Raw genomic sequence first — 16,732 nt, 5'->3', positions numbered from 1 at the left:
CCGGCCGGGCACCCTGACTCGCGGCCTGCGCCACAGGCCAGCCGGGGTGCGGAGACGACACCGCCGCGAGGCGATACGGGAGGGTTCATGTCTGATCCGGGCGACTCGACCGGTACCCCTGATCCGGGCCACCCTCCGGCGGAGGTCGGCTCCGGTCGCCGGGACCGGCCACGCTCGCCGAGGTTGGTGGCTGCTGCCGCCGGGGTCGTCCTGGTCGCCGGGGCCGTCGCGGACCTCGGATCGGAGGAGTCCTCCCCGGTCGAGATCTCCGTAGAGGCCGGGCCGACCGGATCCGTCCGGGACCAGTTCGCCCGGGCCTTCACCCGGGGCCCGGCCTGGGATCCTCCGGTCGTGCTCAGCATCAAGCCGCCACCCAAGGACTGACCCGCCCCGGGGTCATCTGCCCCCGACGGCCGGCAGGGCCAGCGACAGGACCCGCGGCCCGTCGAGCACCATCAGCCCGCGTCCGGCGAACTCCGTCACCGCCTCGGTGATGTCATCGGCCGGCAGGCGTTCCCCGAACCGCTGGTGCAGGCCCGACCGGGTGACCGGACGATCCACACAGGCCAGATAGATCTCGGCCAGCGGACCCTCGAAGGTGTAGGTGCCCTCCCGACCGGGCTGGCGGCCATCGTAGATCTGCAGGTGATCCGTGCTCGACCGGTAGGTGAGCACCGGAGGTGGGTCCGTCCCGGCGGCCTCGGTCCAGGCCGCCACCTGCCGGGCCAACGGCAGGTACGCCTCGTCGGAAAGGCCGTCCGTCGGTGGCTGCTCGAAGAAGTAGGCGACCCGGTCCAGGTCGGTCTCGGCCGGATACACGTACCCGTAGCTGCTTTCCGGCCGCACACCATCCGTCGCGGCCCGGGCCGCCGCGTACAGCGGACTGAACCGTTCGATCCAGATCCGGGCCGCGCCGCCGGGTGGCTGGAGATGCCACAGCTGGGGCAGGAGGGCGGCCTGCTCGGCGTAGTCGTCGGCGGTCTCCTCCGGGAAACCCCAGAGGATGTTCCACGCCACCTCGATGCCGTAGTAGCGGCACCAGCGCAGCAGGTTGATGTTCTGGGCGGCGGTGACCCCCTTGCGCATCAGCCGCAGCACATGCGAGCTGAGCGACTCGATACCGGGTTGGATGCGGGTCACCCCGGCCTGTGCCAGCAGCCGTATCTGATCACGGGTGAGGTTCGCCTTGACCTCATAGAACAGCTCGTAGCCGGTGTCCGCCCCGGCCAGCTGCGGCATGAGTTCCCGCAGGTGGGTCGGGTCGAGGATGTTGTCCACCGCCTCGAACCGGAAGCTGCCGTAACGGCGGGCCTGCAGGTCCAGTTCGGCCCGTACCTGATCGGTGGTCTTGGCCCGGAACCGCATGGTGGTGCCGTTCAGTCCGCAGAAGGTGCAGTGATGCTTGGCCCCCCACCAGCAGCCCCGGGAGGACTCGAAGGGGATCCACACCCGGTGGCGGCCGGCGGCCGGCATCAGGGCCAGGTCGGCCATCCGTTGGAAGTACTCGGCATAGTCCGGCACGGTGGCGTCGGGCAACTCCAGCGGCGGGGCGGGTGCAGCCCCACCGACCCCACCCGCCACCCGGCCCAGCACCCCGGGCACGGTCAACGGGTCCGTACCGGCGGCGAGGGCCCGCAGCAGCCCGGGTAGAGCCCGCTCCCCCTCCCCGGTGACCGCCAGGTCCATGCAGTCCACCGTCCGCACCAGCTCCGGTCCCATCTCGCCGTCGAAGTTGGCGCCACCGAAGACGGTGACCAGCTCGGGCCACTCCTGCTTGAGCCGTCGGGCCAGGGCGATCGAGGCCGTGTTCTGCTGGTAGGTCGAGCTGAAGCCGACTACCCGGAACCGGTCCCACGGAAAGGTCCGCACGAGAGTGTCCAGGTAGGCCGGCACCTGAACATCGCGCAGGTACGCCAGTCGGTCCTGGAGGTCTTTGCCGGACCCGCCCAGGTGCCGCAGGTCGGCGGCGAAGTCGACGGGCAGCCTTCGCCCGCCGTCCGGCGCGGCCTCACCGAAGGCGGCGACGGAGAACAACCAGTCACCGACCAGCCGGCCCCGGTGCTCCGCCAGCAGGGAGTACTCCTGCGCCCCGATCAGGGCCGCGAGATCGAGATTCGCGTGCAGGGTACGCACCGGAAACCCGGCCTGGGCCACCGTGGCACTGAGCAGCCCTAGCTGGATCGAGGGCCGGTAGATGCCCATGAACGGCATGGACACGAGGATCACCGGCCAGTCCGGGTGCCCGGCTGCCGGCCGGTCACACTGATCGACGCCGGACGTATCGACCTCCGCTACTCGGCAGCCACCGCGCAGGCGGTCGAGGTTCGGTGTGGGTACGGGTTGCAGGATGCGCCACCGACAACCGGCGGTCAAGCCGAGCCGGACAGCGTTCGTACGGCGGGCGTCCGCGGGCGGGGTCAGGGCCTGGTCGGGCAGCCGCTGGTCACGGCGGGGCCGGGGTGGGTCGTGGCGGCAACCCGGGTCGCCGGCCTGGGTCGCCAGAGCAGGTCCACGATCGCCCCGTCCGGGCGCGTCATCTGGTGGTGTTCCCGGTAGCCCAGCCGCCGGTAGAGCCGCCGGTCGGCCTCGCTGTGCAGGTCGGCGTAGATCGGCAGACCGTGGGTGTCCATCAGTCGGTGGCTGTCGGCGAGTACGGTCGCGGCCTGGCCCGCCCGGTTGGCGTCCGGCGGCGCCGCCAGGATCGCCAGGTGGTTGTGGGGTTCCTGCGGACGGTGCGCGGCCAGGAACCGGTCCAGTCGGTGGAACCGGACCAGATGCTCCTCGCAGGCCCACCTGATGCGCTCCAGGTAGCGCGTCGGGGGTGGGATCGGACGATAGCGGTGGAACCAGACCGTGGCCGCCGCACCATCGGTGAGCAGGAAGGCGTCCCCGAACAGCAGGGCGTGTTCCACCCAGATGCGGGACACCGCGGCCAGCACGGCGGGACGCCGCCGCTCATCCGGCACCAGCCAGGCCCCCAGGGTGGTGGGGGCCAGGGTGGCGGTCACCAGATCGGTGATCCAGTCGATGTCACGCCAGCGGGCGCGTTTGACCGGCGAGACAGGGCGCATGGAAACTCCTGATGAGACACAAGTCCGAGGGGCGGCCGGGAGGCGGCGACCAGCGCTAGCCGGAGGGCGCGATGGGATGCCTAGACACGCCGGACCGGCCGCTCGCGTCCTCGGGCGATGGGATCGCCACCGCCACCGGACCGCCCGAATCAGTCGTTCGCCGGCCCGCCCGGAGCCCGAGCCGCAGCAGCCCAGGATTCAGCCACCCTCGATCCGTCACCGGTTGTCTCCAACTCCCCAGCCAACGATGCGAACGAACCCTAACCCGTCGCAACGAGACAATCACACAGAGTCCGGCGTGTCGCACCCAACACACCCCCACCCCCGCCGCCTCACCCTCCCCACCCCGTCGATCTTGCACTTTTGGTCGCCGGTTCGCGGCTTTCGGGCGTTATGTCCCGGCGGGAAGTGCATGATCGGCGGGAAAAGCAGGGCGGGGCGCGGGCGGGGAGGGCGGGCGGGAGGGGTGTCAGGGGGTGGGGGTGGGGGTGGGGCGGCGGCGGGTTAGGTGGGTGATGATGGCGGCCAGGAGGATGGCCTCGGCGGTGAGGATGACCACGGCCCAGGTGGGGCTCAGCCAGGTGGCCAGGCTGGTGTACCAGTAGCGGATCAGGAAGGTCAGCACGGTGCCGATGAACAGGACGGAGGCCAGCCCGTACACCGTGAAGGCCACCCGGTCACGGGTCCGGTAGTCGGTCACCCCGCGGGGGCCCTGGCGCACCAGCCGGCCGTAGAACCGGTAGGTGTCCGTGCGCAGGTCGGCCAGGTTCAGCGCGTGACTGAGCATGTGGTAGCCGTCCAGGCGCAGGAAGGACACCAGGTTGAGCACGGCCGTGGCGGTACCGAACAGCAACATGGTGCCGGCCAGGTCGTACAGCATCCCGGGTGAACCCCACAGGCGGATCGCGGCGAAGGGCACCAGCGCCAGCATGCTCACGAAGACCCCGGCGAAGGCGGTCGCGACCCGCCGCCGCGGGGTGAACAGCACCACGTCGTCGACCTTGCAGTACGGGGCCAGCAGCGGGAACCGCCACATCACCCCGATCTCGGTGACCCGGCCGCCGAAATATCGGCAGGTCAGTCCGTGGGCGCACTCGTGCAGGAAGATGATCACCCAGGTGACCGCCACCGCGATCAGGATCGCCGCCAGCGGCCGACCACCACCGATTCCGGCGGCCAGATCCGGCAACTGCCACCCCACGTACCCGAGGACCGCCAGGGCCAGGGCCAGCGCCGGCAGCACGAACCACCAACTGAACACCGGCGCCAGCCAGGGCAGCACCCGGTCGAACAGCCGCTGCGGGTCGAACAGCGGCTTCCGGGCCGACAGCGGACCACGCCGGGTCTTCGCCGCCCCCTCGGCGGCCGAGGAGGTCAGCGCGGCCAGGGCCGCCGGATCGGTAGCGCCGTGCAGCAGTTGCCGCTTGTGCAGCATGCCGAACAGTTGCTGCCAGTTCTCCGGCCCCAGCCGACGCTGGTAGGCGCTGGCGTACTCGCCTGCTAGGTCCTCCAGGCTGCGGGTGCCGTCCATCCGGGACATCAGGAAGTGCTCCCGGGGCCCCACCCGGTAGAACCACCCGGTCTCCGGGTCCTTGACGTGGTGCACGAGCTTGCCCTCGCGCCACACCCCGGGGCCGAGCACGATCTCGGACCGCAGCCGGGGCCGGGCCCAGGTGGCCTGCTGCCCGGCCTCGACCGTGGTCATCGGGATCCGGCCGGCGCCGGCTCGTCGAGCAACGCGGCGCGCATCAGGTACGACAGGTAGATCTCGTCGAGGATGCTCACCCCGAGTCGGTTGTTGGTCATGTGCACGTACGAGCTGAGCAGGATCGGTACGACCGCGTCGAGGTCGCTGACCACCCGGGGCTCGGCGTCGCCGCGCTGGAAGACCAGGGTGCCCTGCTCGGCCGCGGCGGCCACCCGGTCACGCAGTTCCCGGCAGTGCGCCGCCCAGCGTGGCCAACGAGACCTACCAGGACTTCGTCCGCCGTCATCCCGACCGATGAGCGGTGCGACCCTCTCGGGTCGCACCGCTCGTCGGTCATCGTGCGGAGGCCTCCGGCGGCGGCCCCTCGGCCGCCACCGGCTCGGGCGTCTCCTCGAGTACCGGCAGGCCCAGCCGCCGTACCGCCTCGGCCACCAGCGCATCGCTGGTGGAGCGGAGGTCGATGACGATGCCGGGCTCGTCCGGCCAGAGCGGTTCCAGGGTCGCCGTCTGGGAGTCGAGCAGGCTGGGCGGCATGTACTCATGGGTACGCACCGACATCCGCTCCCGGATGACCTCGGTCGGGCCGTGCAGGTGCACGAAGAACACCCCCGGGGGTCCCTGCCGCAGCAGGTCCCGGTAGGAGCGCTTGAGCGCCGAGCAGGTCAGCACGGTGGAGACCCCCTCCCGGTGCCGGGCGGTCATCCAGTCGGCCAGGGCCTGCAACCAGGGCCAGCGGGCGTCGTCGTCCAGTGGTATGCCGGCCCGCATCCGGGCCACATTGGCCTCGGAGTGGAACTCGTCGGCCTCGGCGAAGGTCAGTCCGGTGGACGCGGCGATCCCCCGGGCCACCGTGGTCTTGCCCGCGCCGGAGACCCCCATCACCACTATGTGGCGAGTCGGCGGCTCACCAGTCATGGACCGTGCCGTCCTTGAGCCGGTTGAACGGCAGGTACGCCGGCTGGTACGGGAAGCGGGCCGCGGCCTCCTCGTCCAACTCCACCCCGATACCGGGCTGCTCCCCCGGGTGCAGGTATCCGTCGGTGAAGGTGAAGGACTGCCGGAACACCTCGTTGGTCAGCGGACCGTGCCGCATGTACTCCTGGATGCCGAAGTTGTGGATGGCCAGGTCCAGGTGCAGGGCGGCGGCCATGCCGACCGGGGAGATGTCGGTCGGGCCGTGGATGCCGGACTTGATCTGGTACTGGGCGGCGAAGTCGAGCAGCTTGCGCATGGCGGTGATGCCGCCGGTGTGGGTGACCGCAGACCGCACGTAGTCGATGAGCTGTTCCCGGATCAGGGTCTGGTAGTCCCACACGGTGTTGAACACCTCGCCGATGGCCAGCGGGGTGGTGGTGTGCTGCCGGACCAGCCGCAGGGCCTCCTGGTTCTCCGCCGGGGTGCAGTCCTCCAGCCAGAACAGGTCGTACGGCTCCAGGGCCTTGCCCAGCTTGGCGGCCTGGATCGGGGTCATCCGGTGGTGACCGTCGTGCAGCAGCGGCAGCTCCGGGCCGAACTCGTTGCGGACCGCCTCGAAGACCCCGGGCAGGTGCCGCAGGTAGGCGCGGGTGTCCCAGTCCTCCTCGGCGGGCAGGGGGGTGCGCTGGGCCGGCTCGTAGTCGTAGCGCTTGCCGTCCGAGCTGGGCTGGGCGGCCACCCCGTACACGGCGTTGATGCCGGGCACGGAGGTCTGCACCCGGATCGAGCGGTAGCCCTGCTCCAGGTGGGCGCGGATGGAGTCGAACAGCTCCGGCACGTCGCGGCCGGAGGCGTGACCGTACGCCATGATGCCGTTGCGGGAGGCACCGCCGAGCAGCTGGTAGAGCGGCATGCCGGCGGCCTTGGCCTTGATGTCCCACAGGGCCACGTCCACCGCGGCGATGGCGGCCATGGTGACCGGGCCGCGCCGCCAGTACGCCGAGCGGTAGAGGAACTGCCAGGCGTCCTCGATGCGGTGCGCGTCCCGCCCGATCAGCAGGGGCACCACATGGTCGCGCAGGTAGGAGGCGACGGAGAGTTCCCGGCCGTTGAGGGTGCCGTCACCCAGACCGGTGATGCCGTCCGCTGTTGTGATCTTCAGTGTGACGAAGTTGCGGTCAGGGCTGGAAACGATGACGTCGGCAGCGACGATCTTCACGAGGGGGTGCCTTTCTCGCAGTCAGCGGAGGGTGGTGCCGGCGGCGTTGCCGGTCAACAGGGAAAGCTCGTCACGGCGGGGCAGACCCTCCCAGTCACCGTGCGCGGTGACCGCGAAGGCGCCGAGGGCCACCGCCCGCCGCAGCCGGTCGGACAGGTCCAGGCCGTCCAGGTGGCCGGAGAGGTAACCGGCGGTGAAGGCGTCACCGGCGCCGACGGTGTCCACCGCGGTCACCGGTACCGCCGCCATCTCCCGCACCCCTTCGGGGGTGTACGCGCGGGCCCCGTCGGAACCGAGCTTGACCAGCACGGTCTGCACCCCCCGGTCCAGCAGGGCGGCGACCATCCCGGCCTCGTCGGTGCCGGGCTCGGCGACCAGGTCCAGTTCGTCCGCGGAGGCGATGACGATCGAGGCGTACCCGGCCAGGGGGGTCAGCACGGCGCGGGCGGCGTCCCGGGACCAGAGCCGGGCCCGGTAGTTGACGTCCAGCGACACCGTCATCCCGGCGACGGCCGCCTGGCGGGCCGCGTACTCCGTGGCCTGTCGGGCGCTGTCGGACAGGGCCGGGGTGATGCCGCTCAGGTGCAGCACCCGGGCACCGGCGGCCAGCGGCCCGGCCAGGTCGTCCGGGTGCAGGGCGGAGCCGGCCGAACCGGCCCGGTGGTACCGCACCCGGGTCAGGTCGGCGGTGCGCCGTTCCAGGAACATCACTCCAGCGGGCCGGTCGGGGTCGCGGGCCACCCCCTCGGTGGCCACCCCCTCGGCCCGCAGTTGGCGCAGCACGAACTCGCCGAGTTCGTCGTCGCTGACCCGGCCCACCCAGGCGCTGCGGTGGCCGAGCCGGGCCAGCCCGATCGCCACATTGGTCTCCGCCCCGGCCAGGTGCATGGTCAGCGGACCACCGAGGGCCAGCGGGCCGGCGGAGCGCAGGGACACCAGGGCCTCGCCCAGGGTGAGCACCTCCACGCCGGGTACGGTCACCGGGGCCCCGCTTCGCGGACCGCCACCCGGTAGGCGCGGGCCCGCTCCCGCAGGGCGTCCAGGTCGCCGCCGGAGGCGGCGTCGCCCACCAGCGGACCCCCGACCCCGACCGCGATCGCCCCGGCCGCCAGGTAGCCGGGCAGCTCGGCCAGGCCCACCCCACCGACGGCGACGAAGCCGATGTCCGGGAAGGGGTCCCGCAGCGCCTTCAGGTATCCCGCACCACCCACCGAGGCCGGGAAGAGCTTGACCACGCTGGCCCCCCACCGCACGGCGGTGTACGCCTCGGTCGGGGTGAGGGCTCCGGCGGCTACCGGCAGGCCCCGCCGGACCGCCTCCGGGATGGAGTCGACCACGGCGGGGGTCACCACGAACTGGGCCCCGGCCGCCGCCACGTCGGCCACGGCCGCCGGGGTGAGCACCGTGCCGGCACCCACCAGGGTGCCGGCGGGGGCGTCCGCCCGGATGGCCGCGATGGCGTCCAGGGCCCCCGGGGTGGTCAGGGCCACCTCGACGATGGACACCCCCTCGGCCAGCAGGGCGGTGCCGGCAGCGATCGCGGCGGTGGTGTCCGTACCCCGGATGATCGCCAGCAGCCGCTGGGCGGTGAGTTCGGTGGTGAGCAGGTCGGTCATGATCACCATTCCGCGTACGAGCCGTCGGGGTGCCGGAACATCGGGCTGCGCCAGGCGTGACCCCGCTTGTCCGCCGCGCGCACCGCCTGCTCGTCGATCTCGATGCCCAGCCCCGGTGCGGTGAGGCGCTGGACGTACCCGTCGACGAAGGTCAGCGGCTGCTGGTCGACACAGTAGTCGAGCACCTCGGCACCGAGGTTGTAATGGATGCCGATGCTCTGCTCCTGGATCAGGTAGTTCGGGGTGGCGAACCCGACCTGGAGGCAGGCGGCCAGGGCGATCGGCCCCAGCGGACAGTGCGGGGCCAGTTGCACGTCGAAGGTCTCCGCCAGGGCGGCGATCTTGCGTACCTCGGTGATGCCCCCGGCGTGCGACAGGTCCGGCTGGGCCACCGCGATACCGGCCTGGAGCACCGGCAGGAACTCCTGCCGGTTGTAGAGCCGTTCCCCGGTGGAGACCGGGGTGGTGGTGGAGCGGACGAACTCCCCGATCAGGTGGGAGTTCTCCGGCACCACCGGCTCCTCCAGGAAGAACGGCCGGTACGGCTCCAGCAGCGGGGCCACCCGGCGGGCGTTGGCCAGGGTGAACCGGCCGTGAAAGTCCACGGCCACGTCCCGGTGCTCGCCGAGCACCTCCCGGGCGGCGGCCACCCGCTGGACCACCGCGTCGAGTTCGGCGACGGTGGCCAGCGGGCTCATCCGCCCGGAGGCGTTCATCTTCACCGCGGTCAGTCCGGACTCCACCCGCGCGGCGATCTGGTCGCGCACCTCGCTGGGCTCGTCACCGCCGACCCAGCCGTACACCCGGATCCGGTCTCGGACGGGTCCGCCGAGCAGCTGGTGCACCGGGGCGCCGTACCGCTTGCCGGCGATGTCCCACAGGGCCTGGTCCAGCCCGGCGACGGCGCTGGCCAGGATCGGGCCGCCCCGGTAGAAGGAGCCCTTGGTCATCACCTGCCAGTGGTCCTCGATCCGCAGCGCGTCCTGGCCGATCAGCAGCTCGCTGAGCTGCTCCACGGCGGTGCGTACGGTCTCCGAGCGGCCCTCGCAGGTGGCCTCGCCCCAGCCGACGAGGCCGTCGGTGGTCTCCACCCGGACGAACAGCCAGCGGGGTGCTACCAGGAAGGTCTCGACGCGCGAGATGGTGGTCATGGTGCTCAGCCCTTCGTCGCGCCTGCGGTGAGTCCGGAGACGATGTACTTCTGCACGAACAGCGCGATGAGCATGATGGGCAGGGTGACCACCGTGGTCGCCGCCATCAGACCGCCCCAGTCGATGCTGGCGTAGCCGACGAAGTCGAAGATCGCCACGGGCAGGGTCTTGGTGTCCGCGCCGGAGAGCACCAGGGCGAACATGAAGTTGTTCCAGGAGAAGATGAAGGAGAGGATGCCGGCGGTAGCGATGCCCGGCACCGACAGCGGCAGGGTGACCCGCCGGAAGGCTCCGATCGGGGTCAGCCCGTCGACCTGGGCGGCCTCCTCCAACTCGTCCGGCAGGCCGTCGAAGAAGCCCATCATGATGTAGACGATCAACGGCAGCGAGACGAACATGTGGCTGAGGATCAGCACGGTGAAACCGCCGACCATGCGCATGTTCGAGAAGACGTAGTACCAGGGCACCAGCAGCGAGACACCGGGGATGACCCGGGCCATCAGCACCACCAGCGCCGACTTGCGCATGTTGAACCGGCTCATCGCGTACGCGGCCGGCACCCCGAGCAGCAACGACAGCACGGTGGCGGCGAAGGCCACCCAGAGGCTGTTGCCGATGAACTGGATGTAGTTCGCCTGCTGGAGGACGGTGCTGTAGTTGTCCAGCGTCGGCGAGAAGACCAGGGCCTTGCTGGAGTCGTAGATGTCGACGTTGGTCTTGAAGGAGGCGGCGACCATCCAGACCAGCGGCGCCACCAGGGAGAGCACGACGACGACCAGGGCCACCGCGCGGAAGGCCCGGAACCCGGCGCTTGCCTTCATCGTCCGGCCTCCTTCTTCTTACGGGAGGTGAGGAGCCACATCACACCGATGATGATCAGGAAGAACAGAATCAGCACCGTCGAGGAGAGGCCGTACTCGTTGTAGTCGAAGCTCAGCCCGTAGGCGTACACGTTGAGCGTCTCCACCTCGTTGAAGGAACCGCCGCCGCGGCCCTTGGTCGCGTAGAGGATGTCGAAGGTCTTCAGCGCGTCGATGCCGCGCAGCAGCACCGCGACGATCACGGTGGGCATCAGCAGCGGCAGGGTGACGTGCCGGAACCGCTGCCAGGTGCTCGCGCCGTCGATCATCGCCGCTTCCTGCGGCTCGTCGGAGAGCGAGGTCAGACCGGCCAGCAGGATCAGCACCACCATCGGGGTCCACTGCCAGATGTCGATGAAGATGGTGGTGGCCAGCGCGCTGTTCTGCCCGGCCAGCCAGGGCTGCGGGCCGATGCCGACCCAGCCGAGGATCTGGTTGGCCATACCGATGTTGGGGTCGAAGATGAGCCGCCACATCATGCCGACGGCCACCGGGGTGGCGACCAGCGGCAGCAGGATCGCGACCCGGACCCACTTCTCGCCCTTGAACGGACGCCACAGCAGCAGGGCGATCGCCATGCCGAGCACTACCTCGAAGAAGAGCGCGGCACCGGTGAACGCGGCGGTCCGGCCCACGGCCGGCCAGAACCGGTCGGTGTCGCTGAGCACGTCCAGGTAGTTGCGCAGTCCGATGAACTCCGACTCGGCCCGCACGGACCCCGAGGAGTCGGTGAGGCTGAGGTAGATGGTCCAGGCGAGCGGGAAGATGATCAGCGCGGCGACGAAGGCCATGGCCGGGGCCGCGAAGAGCCACTTGCGATGGTCGTTGGCCCAACGGGCCCAGCCGGGCGTGTCGGGCATGACTCCGGCGCCGCGTGGCGTCCGGCTGGGTGCGGTTACAGCTGGCATCAGATCTCCGTGAGGGGGAGGCCGGACGGGGGTGGCGGGGCGACGCCCCCACCACCCCCGTGCCCGGACTTAGCGGGCCTCGTCGTCCAGGAACTTCTGGAAGGCCTGGTTGGCGGCCTCGGCGGAGGCGGCAGCGTCCTTGCCGGTGATGGCGTCGACGATCGGCTGACCGACGATCTCGCGGGCCTGGGCGACCCGCTCGACCACCGGACGGTCGTGACCGACACCGTTGGCCAGGCTCACGGTGATCGCCTCGGCCATGTCCTTCGGGTAGGTGGCGATGCCCTCGGGGTTCTCCCACACGGAGGTACGGGCACCCGGCACGCCGGCCTTCTGCTGCTCCAGGGTCTGCGCCTTACCGGCCGCCCACTGGATGAACTTCCAGGCGTTGTCCTGGTTCTTCGAGGCGTCGTTGACGGCCAGACCCCAGGAGGGCACGTTGTACGGCTTCGAGCCGGCCGGGCCGGCCGGGAACGGCGCGAACCCGACGTTCTCGGAGACCTTCGACTTGGCCGGGTCGGTGGCGTTCTTGTAGAGGGAGTTCGCCTCGGGGTAGAAGGCGGCCTGGCCCTGGGTGAAGATGGCCATCGCCTCGGACCAGCTCATGTCGGTGCTGATGTTTGCCGGGCCGTGCTCCCGCAGCAGACCGCCGTAGTACGCGTACGCCTGCTTGGCGGCGTCGGTGCTGACCGCGGACTTGCCGGACTCGTCGACGAAGTCGCCGCCGAAGCTGAACAGGAAGCTGGAGAACTGGGTGACCGCGGCGGCCTTGCCGGTACGCGCGACGAAGCCGGCCACACCCGGGTTGTCGGCCTGGATCTTCGCGGCCTGGGTCTTCAGCTCGTCCAGGGTCGCCGGCGGGGCGCTGAAGCCGGACTTCTCCAGCAGGTCCTTGCGGTAGTAGAGCACCTGCTGCTCGGTGATGATCGGCACGCCGACCACCTTGTCCTCGTAGGTGGTGGCGCTCAGCGGGGCGGCCTGGAAGTCGGCTAGGTCGAAGTCGCTGCTGCCCTTGGCCTTGTCGGTCAGATCGGCGAGGTACTTGTTCTTGGCGAACAGCCGGCCTTCCTGCAGCGGGCGGTACATCATCACATCGATGTCGCTGGAACCGGCGTTGAGCTTGACGTTGTACTGGTCGGACAGCTGGTCCTCACCGAGCTGGGTGACCTCGACCTTGAGGCCGGTCTCCCGCTCGAACTCCGGCAACGCCTTCCGGATGTTCTCGGTCCAGACATGGTTGACCAGGGTGACCCGCACGGTGTCCGAGGAGCCGCTGTCGTCACCGCTGCCGCAGGCGGACAGCGTCAGGGCGGACACCATCGCCAGAGATATCCCGATTTTCGACCGACGTCCCACGTCCGTCTCTCCTTCTGTGTTGGTCGCGACCGTGGGGGAACGGACACGACAACGGGGTTTTACATCCGCTTAACGTCCGGATGCTAGGCCGAAAAAGCAGACTTATACAAGGGGTACTCCTAACTGATACGATCCGAGACGTGATTGTGCCCTCATCTGGGGTTGCACCCGCTCAGGCCGCCCCAGTCGAGGCCGGGCTGCACGGACGGGTCCTCGACCACCTCGGCACCGCCATCTGCGGCGGGGAGCTGACCGCCGGCGCGGTGCTCAACATCGATGAACTCGTCGACCGCTACGCGGTCTCCCGATCGGTGGTCCGCGAAGTGTTACGGGTGCTGGCTTCGATGGGGTTCATCGAGACCCGTCGCCGGGTCGGGGTCATGATCCGCTCGGCCGATCATTGGAACGTCTTCGATCCCCAGGTGATCCGGTGGCGGCTGGCCTCGGCCGGGCGCATCGCCCAGATCCGCTCGATCACCGAGCTGCGTACCGCCATCGAGCCGCACGCGGCCTGGCTGGCCGCCCAACGGGTCGACCACGACGACGCCAGCGAGCTGGTCGGGCTCGCCGCGAAGATGTGGGCCGCCGGCAAGGCCGGTGACGAGGAGCGCTTCCTGCGCCTGGACATCGAGTTCCATCAGCGGGTGCTGCGGGCCTCCGGCAACGAGATGTTCGTCAAACTCCAGAACCTGGTCGCCGAGGTGCTCATCGGTCGGCATCACTACCACCTGATGCCGCACTACCCGCACGAGCAGGCCCTCCAACTGCACGCCGAGGTCGCCCAGGGGATCCAGCGACACGACGGCGACAGCGCCCGCCGGGCGATGGTGCAGATCATGGAGCACGCCTTCGAGGAGATGTCCTCGATCTGGGAGCAGGCCCTGCACGCCGAGACCGAACCGGCCTGAGCCCGGGGGTCAACGCAGCCCGGGGGTCAGCGCGGTCGGACCAGCCACTCCCAGGCCCGCCGCAGCCCCAGCCGTACCGGGTCGCCGGCTTCCTCGACCTGTTCGGCCGGCCGGTCCGCGCTCAGCTCGGGCAACTGCCCGGCCGGCACGGACAGCACCACCCCCCGCTCGTGCAGGGCGGCGATCTGGTCGCGGTGGGCGAAGCGGTGCGGGTCCTGGCCCCGGGGCAGCTTGACGATCACCCCGTGGAAGATGTCCTGCCGTTCGTCGGCGACGACATGCTCGACCACTCCGAGGTACGCCGAGTCGGGGGCGTAGACCGCGGTGCCGTCGGCGAGCACCAGGTACGAGACCTGCGCGCCGAGATCCGTCACGGCCCCTCCCCTCGCTTCGCCCTGTGGGAGCCCTCGGTTACCCGCTGACCGTCGCCGCACACACCCTGACCGTCACGGGACCACGCCGGGGCGCCAACAGGCCTACGATGCCCCGCATGGCGTTGCTGCACCGGGCCCACGCCCGCCCCACCAGACTCGAACTCGTGGCCGCCTGGCTGCCCAGCCGCGACTGGTACCAGGGGGACGCCGCCGCCGAGCTGGTGCGGGTGGCCGCGTACCGGTTCGACGACCCGGCCGGTGAGGTCGGCATCGAGACCCTGCTGGTGCGCGCCGGAGCCGGCCCGGTGCACCAGGTGCCGCTGACCTACCGCGGGGCACCGCTGCCGGGCGCCGAAGCCGGGCTGCTCGGCACCATGGAGCACTCCGTGCTCGGCACCCGCTGGATCTACGACGCCTGCGCCGACGGGGTGTACGCCGCCGCCCTGGCCGAGGCCGTCCTGGCCGGTAGCGGGCAGGCCGAGGAGTACTACGAGGTCGACGGCCACCGTGAGGTGCGCCCGCCGAGCATGGAGATCACCAGTGACCCGGGCGGGATCCAGGTGCCGGCCGTCGGCGAGGTACGCCGGGTCGAGGACGGGGCGCTGACCCTGATCGTCACCGACACCGTGCAGCTGACCCTGGTCCGCCGACCGGACGCGGCCAGCGGCGAGGCACCGACCGGCACGGCCGCCACCCTCACCGGCGCCTGGGACGGGGCCAGGGTCCCGCTGGCGTACGCCTCGCTGCGCTGACCTGCGCCTCGGTGCGCTGACGCCCGGCGAACCCCGAGGTGCCGCGACCACCGCCCCCGGGCCGCCACGGACCTCGTGCATACCCAGTATGCTCCTGGATCATGCGACCCCACCCCACGCACCGCACCGTCGCGCTCACCGCCGTGCTCGGCGGACTGCTGCTCGGCATCCTCGACTTCATCTGGATCAAGTTCCTGCCCTATCCCGTCGCCGAGCTGGGCAACTCCAGTGCGGTCTGGGCGGTAGCCGCCTTCGGCTTCGGCTACTGGGTGCGTACCGGCTGGGTGCGGGCGGCCCTCGGCGGCGCCGCCGCGCTCGTCATCGCGGTACCCGGCTACTACCTGGCGGCGGCGCTCATCCAGGGCGACGACTGGGCGATCCTGTGGGCACCGACCTCACTGCTCTGGATGAGCTTCGGGGTCCTCGCCGGGGTGATCTTCGGCATCGGTGGGGTCTGGGCACGCGGCCGAGGCTGGTGGCAGACGGTGGGCCTGGCCCTACCCGGCGCCGTGCTCCTGGCCGAAGCCGTGATCAACGCCCGCCGCATCAACCACCCCAACTACGGCATCGACCCGCTCTGGGACGCCCTGATCAAGGTCGGGCTGGCCATCCTGGTCGTGGTCCTCGCCGGCCGTACCGCCCGGTCCCGGCTGCTCGCGCTGGCCACCGCCCTCCCCCTGGCCCTACTCGGCTTCGTGGCCTTCCGGTTGGCCGGCTTCGACGGCGTCTGACCTGCTCTTTCCGTGGCTGCTTGCGAGACAGATCGGGCCCGGCCGGGAGACCACGGGGGTCTTCCGGTCGGGCCCGGCCGAGTGCGCTACCGGCCTACACGCGGGTCGGCTGCACCGGGAAGGACGGGACGGGAGGCAGTTCGCTGTCGTCGAAGTCGTAATCCAACTCGTTGACCACCTCCACCACACCACTCACCCGGGCCGCCAGCCGACCCGCGATGTGCACCGCCGAGCGGCGGTCCAGCCGTCCGCGCATGGTCACCACACCGTCGCGTACCTCAACCCGGACGGCTCCCGCGCGCACCGCCAGGACCCGACGCAGCACCTCCTGCACCACGTCGTGGCGGATGTCCGCGTCCGGGCGCAGGTGTACGCGCAGCAGGTCGGAACGGGTGACGATGCCGACCACCCGACCCAGGTCGTCCACCACCGGAAGCCGCTTGACCTGCTCGCGGTCCATCAGCTTGGCCGCAGCCACCAGGGAGGTGTGCGGGGAGGTGGTCACCGCCGGCGCGGTCATCAGCTCCCGAGCGATGCCGGCCTCACCCTTACGGCGGGTCCGGCGCAGCCGGGAACCCTCGAAGATCCGCCGCTCGTGCGGCTCTCCCATCCACTCCACCTTGTGCAGCAGATCCGCCTCGGACACCACACCCCGGACGTGCCCGAAGTCGTCCACCACCGGCACCGCACTGATCCGCCGTTCGGCAAGCAGATCGACGATCTTCCGGTACGGCGTCTGCTCCACCACCGTGGCGACGTCCCTCGTCATCACGTCTTCCACCTGCCAGGCCCGCATCACGACCTCCTCTGTAAGTCTTGCGAGTTCACGCTATTCCGGATGCCACCGGCCAGGTCAGTGCTGCCCGACCCGGCCGACCGGGACCTCTGGCCCACCCCGCCCGGGCACCTCGGCACCCGGCCGCGCGGAGCAGCACGCAGCGCGACCGGTTGGTAACGTGACGACGATCTCGCTTCTGGCGGTCGGCGGCGTCCCGGGAGGCTCGCATGTGGGCGGACGAGGCTGCGTTGGAGGCCACCCGCCGCCGCCTCGACGAGTGGGAGACGTCATTCGCCGATCGGGCCCACCGGGCCAGGGCCCTGTCGGCACGGGTGAGCACCCTGACCGGCACCGCCCACAACGCCGACCACAGCGCGCAGGTTGC

General features: G+C 70.7%; 18 protein-coding genes. 4 read left to right on the top strand and 14 right to left on the bottom strand.

What is annotated here, in order from left to right:
• Positions 1-87 precede the first annotated feature (87 nt).
• Positions 88-384 carry a hypothetical protein gene (locus OIE53_RS07390; RefSeq protein ID WP_327025830.1) on the top strand — a complete coding sequence of 99 codons (297 nt, stop codon included), beginning with the start codon at positions 88-90 and terminating at the stop codon, positions 382-384.
• Between the two features lie 12 nt (positions 385-396).
• On the opposite strand, the gene OIE53_RS07385 is transcribed toward OIE53_RS07390, so the two are convergent.
• The 12 genes from OIE53_RS07385 to OIE53_RS07330 form a co-directional block, all read right to left on the bottom strand.
• A complete protein-coding gene (locus tag OIE53_RS07385) occupies positions 397-2,226 on the bottom strand; it encodes a RiPP maturation radical SAM C-methyltransferase (protein WP_327025829.1) in 1,830 nt (609 codons plus the stop codon).
• Positions 2,227-2,417: 191 nt separating this feature from the next.
• Complete coding sequence (locus OIE53_RS07380; RefSeq protein ID WP_327025828.1) at positions 2,418-3,071, bottom strand: hypothetical protein; 654 nt, start codon at positions 3,069-3,071, stop codon at positions 2,418-2,420.
• Positions 3,072-3,540: 469 nt separating this feature from the next.
• Positions 3,541-4,776, bottom strand: coding sequence for a M50 family metallopeptidase (locus OIE53_RS07375; protein WP_327025827.1), 1,236 nt, complete (start codon positions 4,774-4,776; stop codon positions 3,541-3,543).
• The gene (locus OIE53_RS07370; RefSeq protein ID WP_327025826.1) at positions 4,773-5,219 is read right to left on the bottom strand and encodes a lantibiotic dehydratase C-terminal domain-containing protein; all 447 of its coding nucleotides are present in this window, start codon (positions 5,217-5,219) and stop codon (positions 4,773-4,775) included. Before OIE53_RS07370 ends, OIE53_RS07375 begins: the two co-directional genes overlap by 4 nt.
• On the bottom strand, positions 5,113-5,694 hold the full coding sequence (locus tag OIE53_RS07365) for a gluconokinase (RefSeq protein ID WP_327025825.1): 582 nt from the start codon (positions 5,692-5,694) through the stop codon (positions 5,113-5,115). Before OIE53_RS07365 ends, OIE53_RS07370 begins: the two co-directional genes overlap by 107 nt.
• Positions 5,684-6,913 carry a D-mannonate dehydratase ManD gene (gene manD / locus OIE53_RS07360; protein WP_327025824.1) on the bottom strand — a complete coding sequence of 410 codons (1,230 nt, stop codon included), beginning with the start codon at positions 6,911-6,913 and terminating at the stop codon, positions 5,684-5,686. Before manD ends, OIE53_RS07365 begins: the two co-directional genes overlap by 11 nt.
• A gap of 21 nt (positions 6,914-6,934) precedes the next feature.
• Entirely contained in the window at positions 6,935-7,894 is a 960-nt protein-coding gene (locus OIE53_RS07355; protein WP_327025823.1) for a sugar kinase, read from the bottom strand.
• Positions 7,891-8,529 (bottom strand): bifunctional 4-hydroxy-2-oxoglutarate aldolase/2-dehydro-3-deoxy-phosphogluconate aldolase, encoded by a 639-nt coding sequence (locus OIE53_RS07350; RefSeq protein WP_327025822.1) that lies wholly within the window; start codon positions 8,527-8,529, stop codon positions 7,891-7,893. The genes OIE53_RS07355 and OIE53_RS07350 overlap by 4 nt, the downstream gene beginning before the upstream one ends.
• 2 nt (positions 8,530-8,531) lie before the next feature.
• Complete coding sequence (gene dgoD, locus OIE53_RS07345; RefSeq protein ID WP_327025821.1) at positions 8,532-9,680, bottom strand: galactonate dehydratase; 1,149 nt, start codon at positions 9,678-9,680, stop codon at positions 8,532-8,534.
• A gap of 5 nt (positions 9,681-9,685) precedes the next feature.
• On the bottom strand, positions 9,686-10,501 hold the full coding sequence (locus OIE53_RS07340) for a carbohydrate ABC transporter permease (RefSeq protein WP_327025820.1): 816 nt from the start codon (positions 10,499-10,501) through the stop codon (positions 9,686-9,688).
• On the bottom strand, positions 10,498-11,448 hold the full coding sequence (locus OIE53_RS07335; RefSeq protein WP_327025819.1) for a carbohydrate ABC transporter permease: 951 nt from the start codon (positions 11,446-11,448) through the stop codon (positions 10,498-10,500). Before OIE53_RS07335 ends, OIE53_RS07340 begins: the two co-directional genes overlap by 4 nt.
• Positions 11,449-11,517: 69 nt before the next feature.
• Complete coding sequence (locus OIE53_RS07330; protein ID WP_327025818.1) at positions 11,518-12,804, bottom strand: ABC transporter substrate-binding protein; 1,287 nt, start codon at positions 12,802-12,804, stop codon at positions 11,518-11,520.
• Positions 12,805-12,944: 140 nt separating this feature from the next.
• Here OIE53_RS07330 and OIE53_RS07325 point away from each other — a divergent pair, with 140 nt between their 5' ends.
• Positions 12,945-13,712, top strand: a complete 768-nt coding sequence (locus OIE53_RS07325) for a FadR/GntR family transcriptional regulator (protein ID WP_327025817.1) — start codon at positions 12,945-12,947, stop codon at positions 13,710-13,712.
• Between the two features lie 26 nt (positions 13,713-13,738).
• On the opposite strand, the gene OIE53_RS07320 is transcribed toward OIE53_RS07325, so the two are convergent.
• Entirely contained in the window at positions 13,739-14,086 is a 348-nt protein-coding gene (locus tag OIE53_RS07320) for a hypothetical protein (RefSeq protein WP_327025816.1), read from the bottom strand.
• Positions 14,087-14,202: 116 nt separating this feature from the next.
• Here OIE53_RS07320 and OIE53_RS07315 point away from each other — a divergent pair, with 116 nt between their 5' ends.
• Both OIE53_RS07315 and OIE53_RS07310 read left to right on the top strand, forming a co-directional pair.
• On the top strand, positions 14,203-14,838 hold the full coding sequence (locus OIE53_RS07315) for a CG0192-related protein (protein WP_327025815.1): 636 nt from the start codon (positions 14,203-14,205) through the stop codon (positions 14,836-14,838).
• Positions 14,839-14,939: 101 nt separating this feature from the next.
• Entirely contained in the window at positions 14,940-15,569 is a 630-nt protein-coding gene (locus OIE53_RS07310) for a DUF6518 family protein (protein WP_327025814.1), read from the top strand.
• A gap of 94 nt (positions 15,570-15,663) precedes the next feature.
• Here OIE53_RS07310 and OIE53_RS07305 read toward each other — a convergent pair whose 3' ends face one another.
• Positions 15,664-16,365: a CBS domain-containing protein gene (locus OIE53_RS07305; RefSeq protein WP_327025813.1), complete on the bottom strand. Its 702-nt coding sequence runs from the start codon at positions 16,363-16,365 to the stop codon at positions 15,664-15,666.
• Positions 16,366-16,732 lie beyond the last annotated feature (367 nt).

This window comes from Micromonospora sp. NBC_01739 (assembly GCF_035920385.1).
Classification (GTDB): domain Bacteria; phylum Actinomycetota; class Actinomycetes; order Mycobacteriales; family Micromonosporaceae; genus Micromonospora.
This window is presented reverse-complemented; position numbering and strand designations above follow the sequence as displayed.

What these genes read in the sequence shown, in the direction of transcription:
- OIE53_RS07390 (WP_327025830.1), top strand. Translation starts at nt 88, where the DNA reads ATGTCTGATCCGGGCGACTCGACCGGTACCCCTGATCCGGGCCACCCT.
- OIE53_RS07380 (WP_327025828.1), bottom strand. Translation starts at nt 3,071, where the DNA reads ATGCGCCCTGTCTCGCCGGTCAAACGCGCCCGCTGGCGTGACATCGAC.
- OIE53_RS07375 (WP_327025827.1), bottom strand. Translation starts at nt 4,776, where the DNA reads ATGACCACGGTCGAGGCCGGGCAGCAGGCCACCTGGGCCCGGCCCCGG.
- OIE53_RS07370 (WP_327025826.1), bottom strand. Translation starts at nt 5,219, where the DNA reads ATGCGCTGGTGGCCGAGGCGGTACGGCGGCTGGGCCTGCCGGTACTCG.
- OIE53_RS07365 (WP_327025825.1), bottom strand. Translation starts at nt 5,694, where the DNA reads ATGACTGGTGAGCCGCCGACTCGCCACATAGTGGTGATGGGGGTCTCC.
- OIE53_RS07350 (WP_327025822.1), bottom strand. Translation starts at nt 8,529, where the DNA reads ATGACCGACCTGCTCACCACCGAACTCACCGCCCAGCGGCTGCTGGCG.
- dgoD (WP_327025821.1), bottom strand. Translation starts at nt 9,680, where the DNA reads ATGACCACCATCTCGCGCGTCGAGACCTTCCTGGTAGCACCCCGCTGG.
- OIE53_RS07340 (WP_327025820.1), bottom strand. Translation starts at nt 10,501, where the DNA reads ATGAAGGCAAGCGCCGGGTTCCGGGCCTTCCGCGCGGTGGCCCTGGTC.
- OIE53_RS07335 (WP_327025819.1), bottom strand. Translation starts at nt 11,448, where the DNA reads ATGCCAGCTGTAACCGCACCCAGCCGGACGCCACGCGGCGCCGGAGTC.
- OIE53_RS07315 (WP_327025815.1), top strand. Translation starts at nt 14,203, where the DNA reads ATGGCGTTGCTGCACCGGGCCCACGCCCGCCCCACCAGACTCGAACTC.
- OIE53_RS07310 (WP_327025814.1), top strand. Translation starts at nt 14,940, where the DNA reads ATGCGACCCCACCCCACGCACCGCACCGTCGCGCTCACCGCCGTGCTC.
- OIE53_RS07305 (WP_327025813.1), bottom strand. Translation starts at nt 16,365, where the DNA reads ATGCGGGCCTGGCAGGTGGAAGACGTGATGACGAGGGACGTCGCCACG.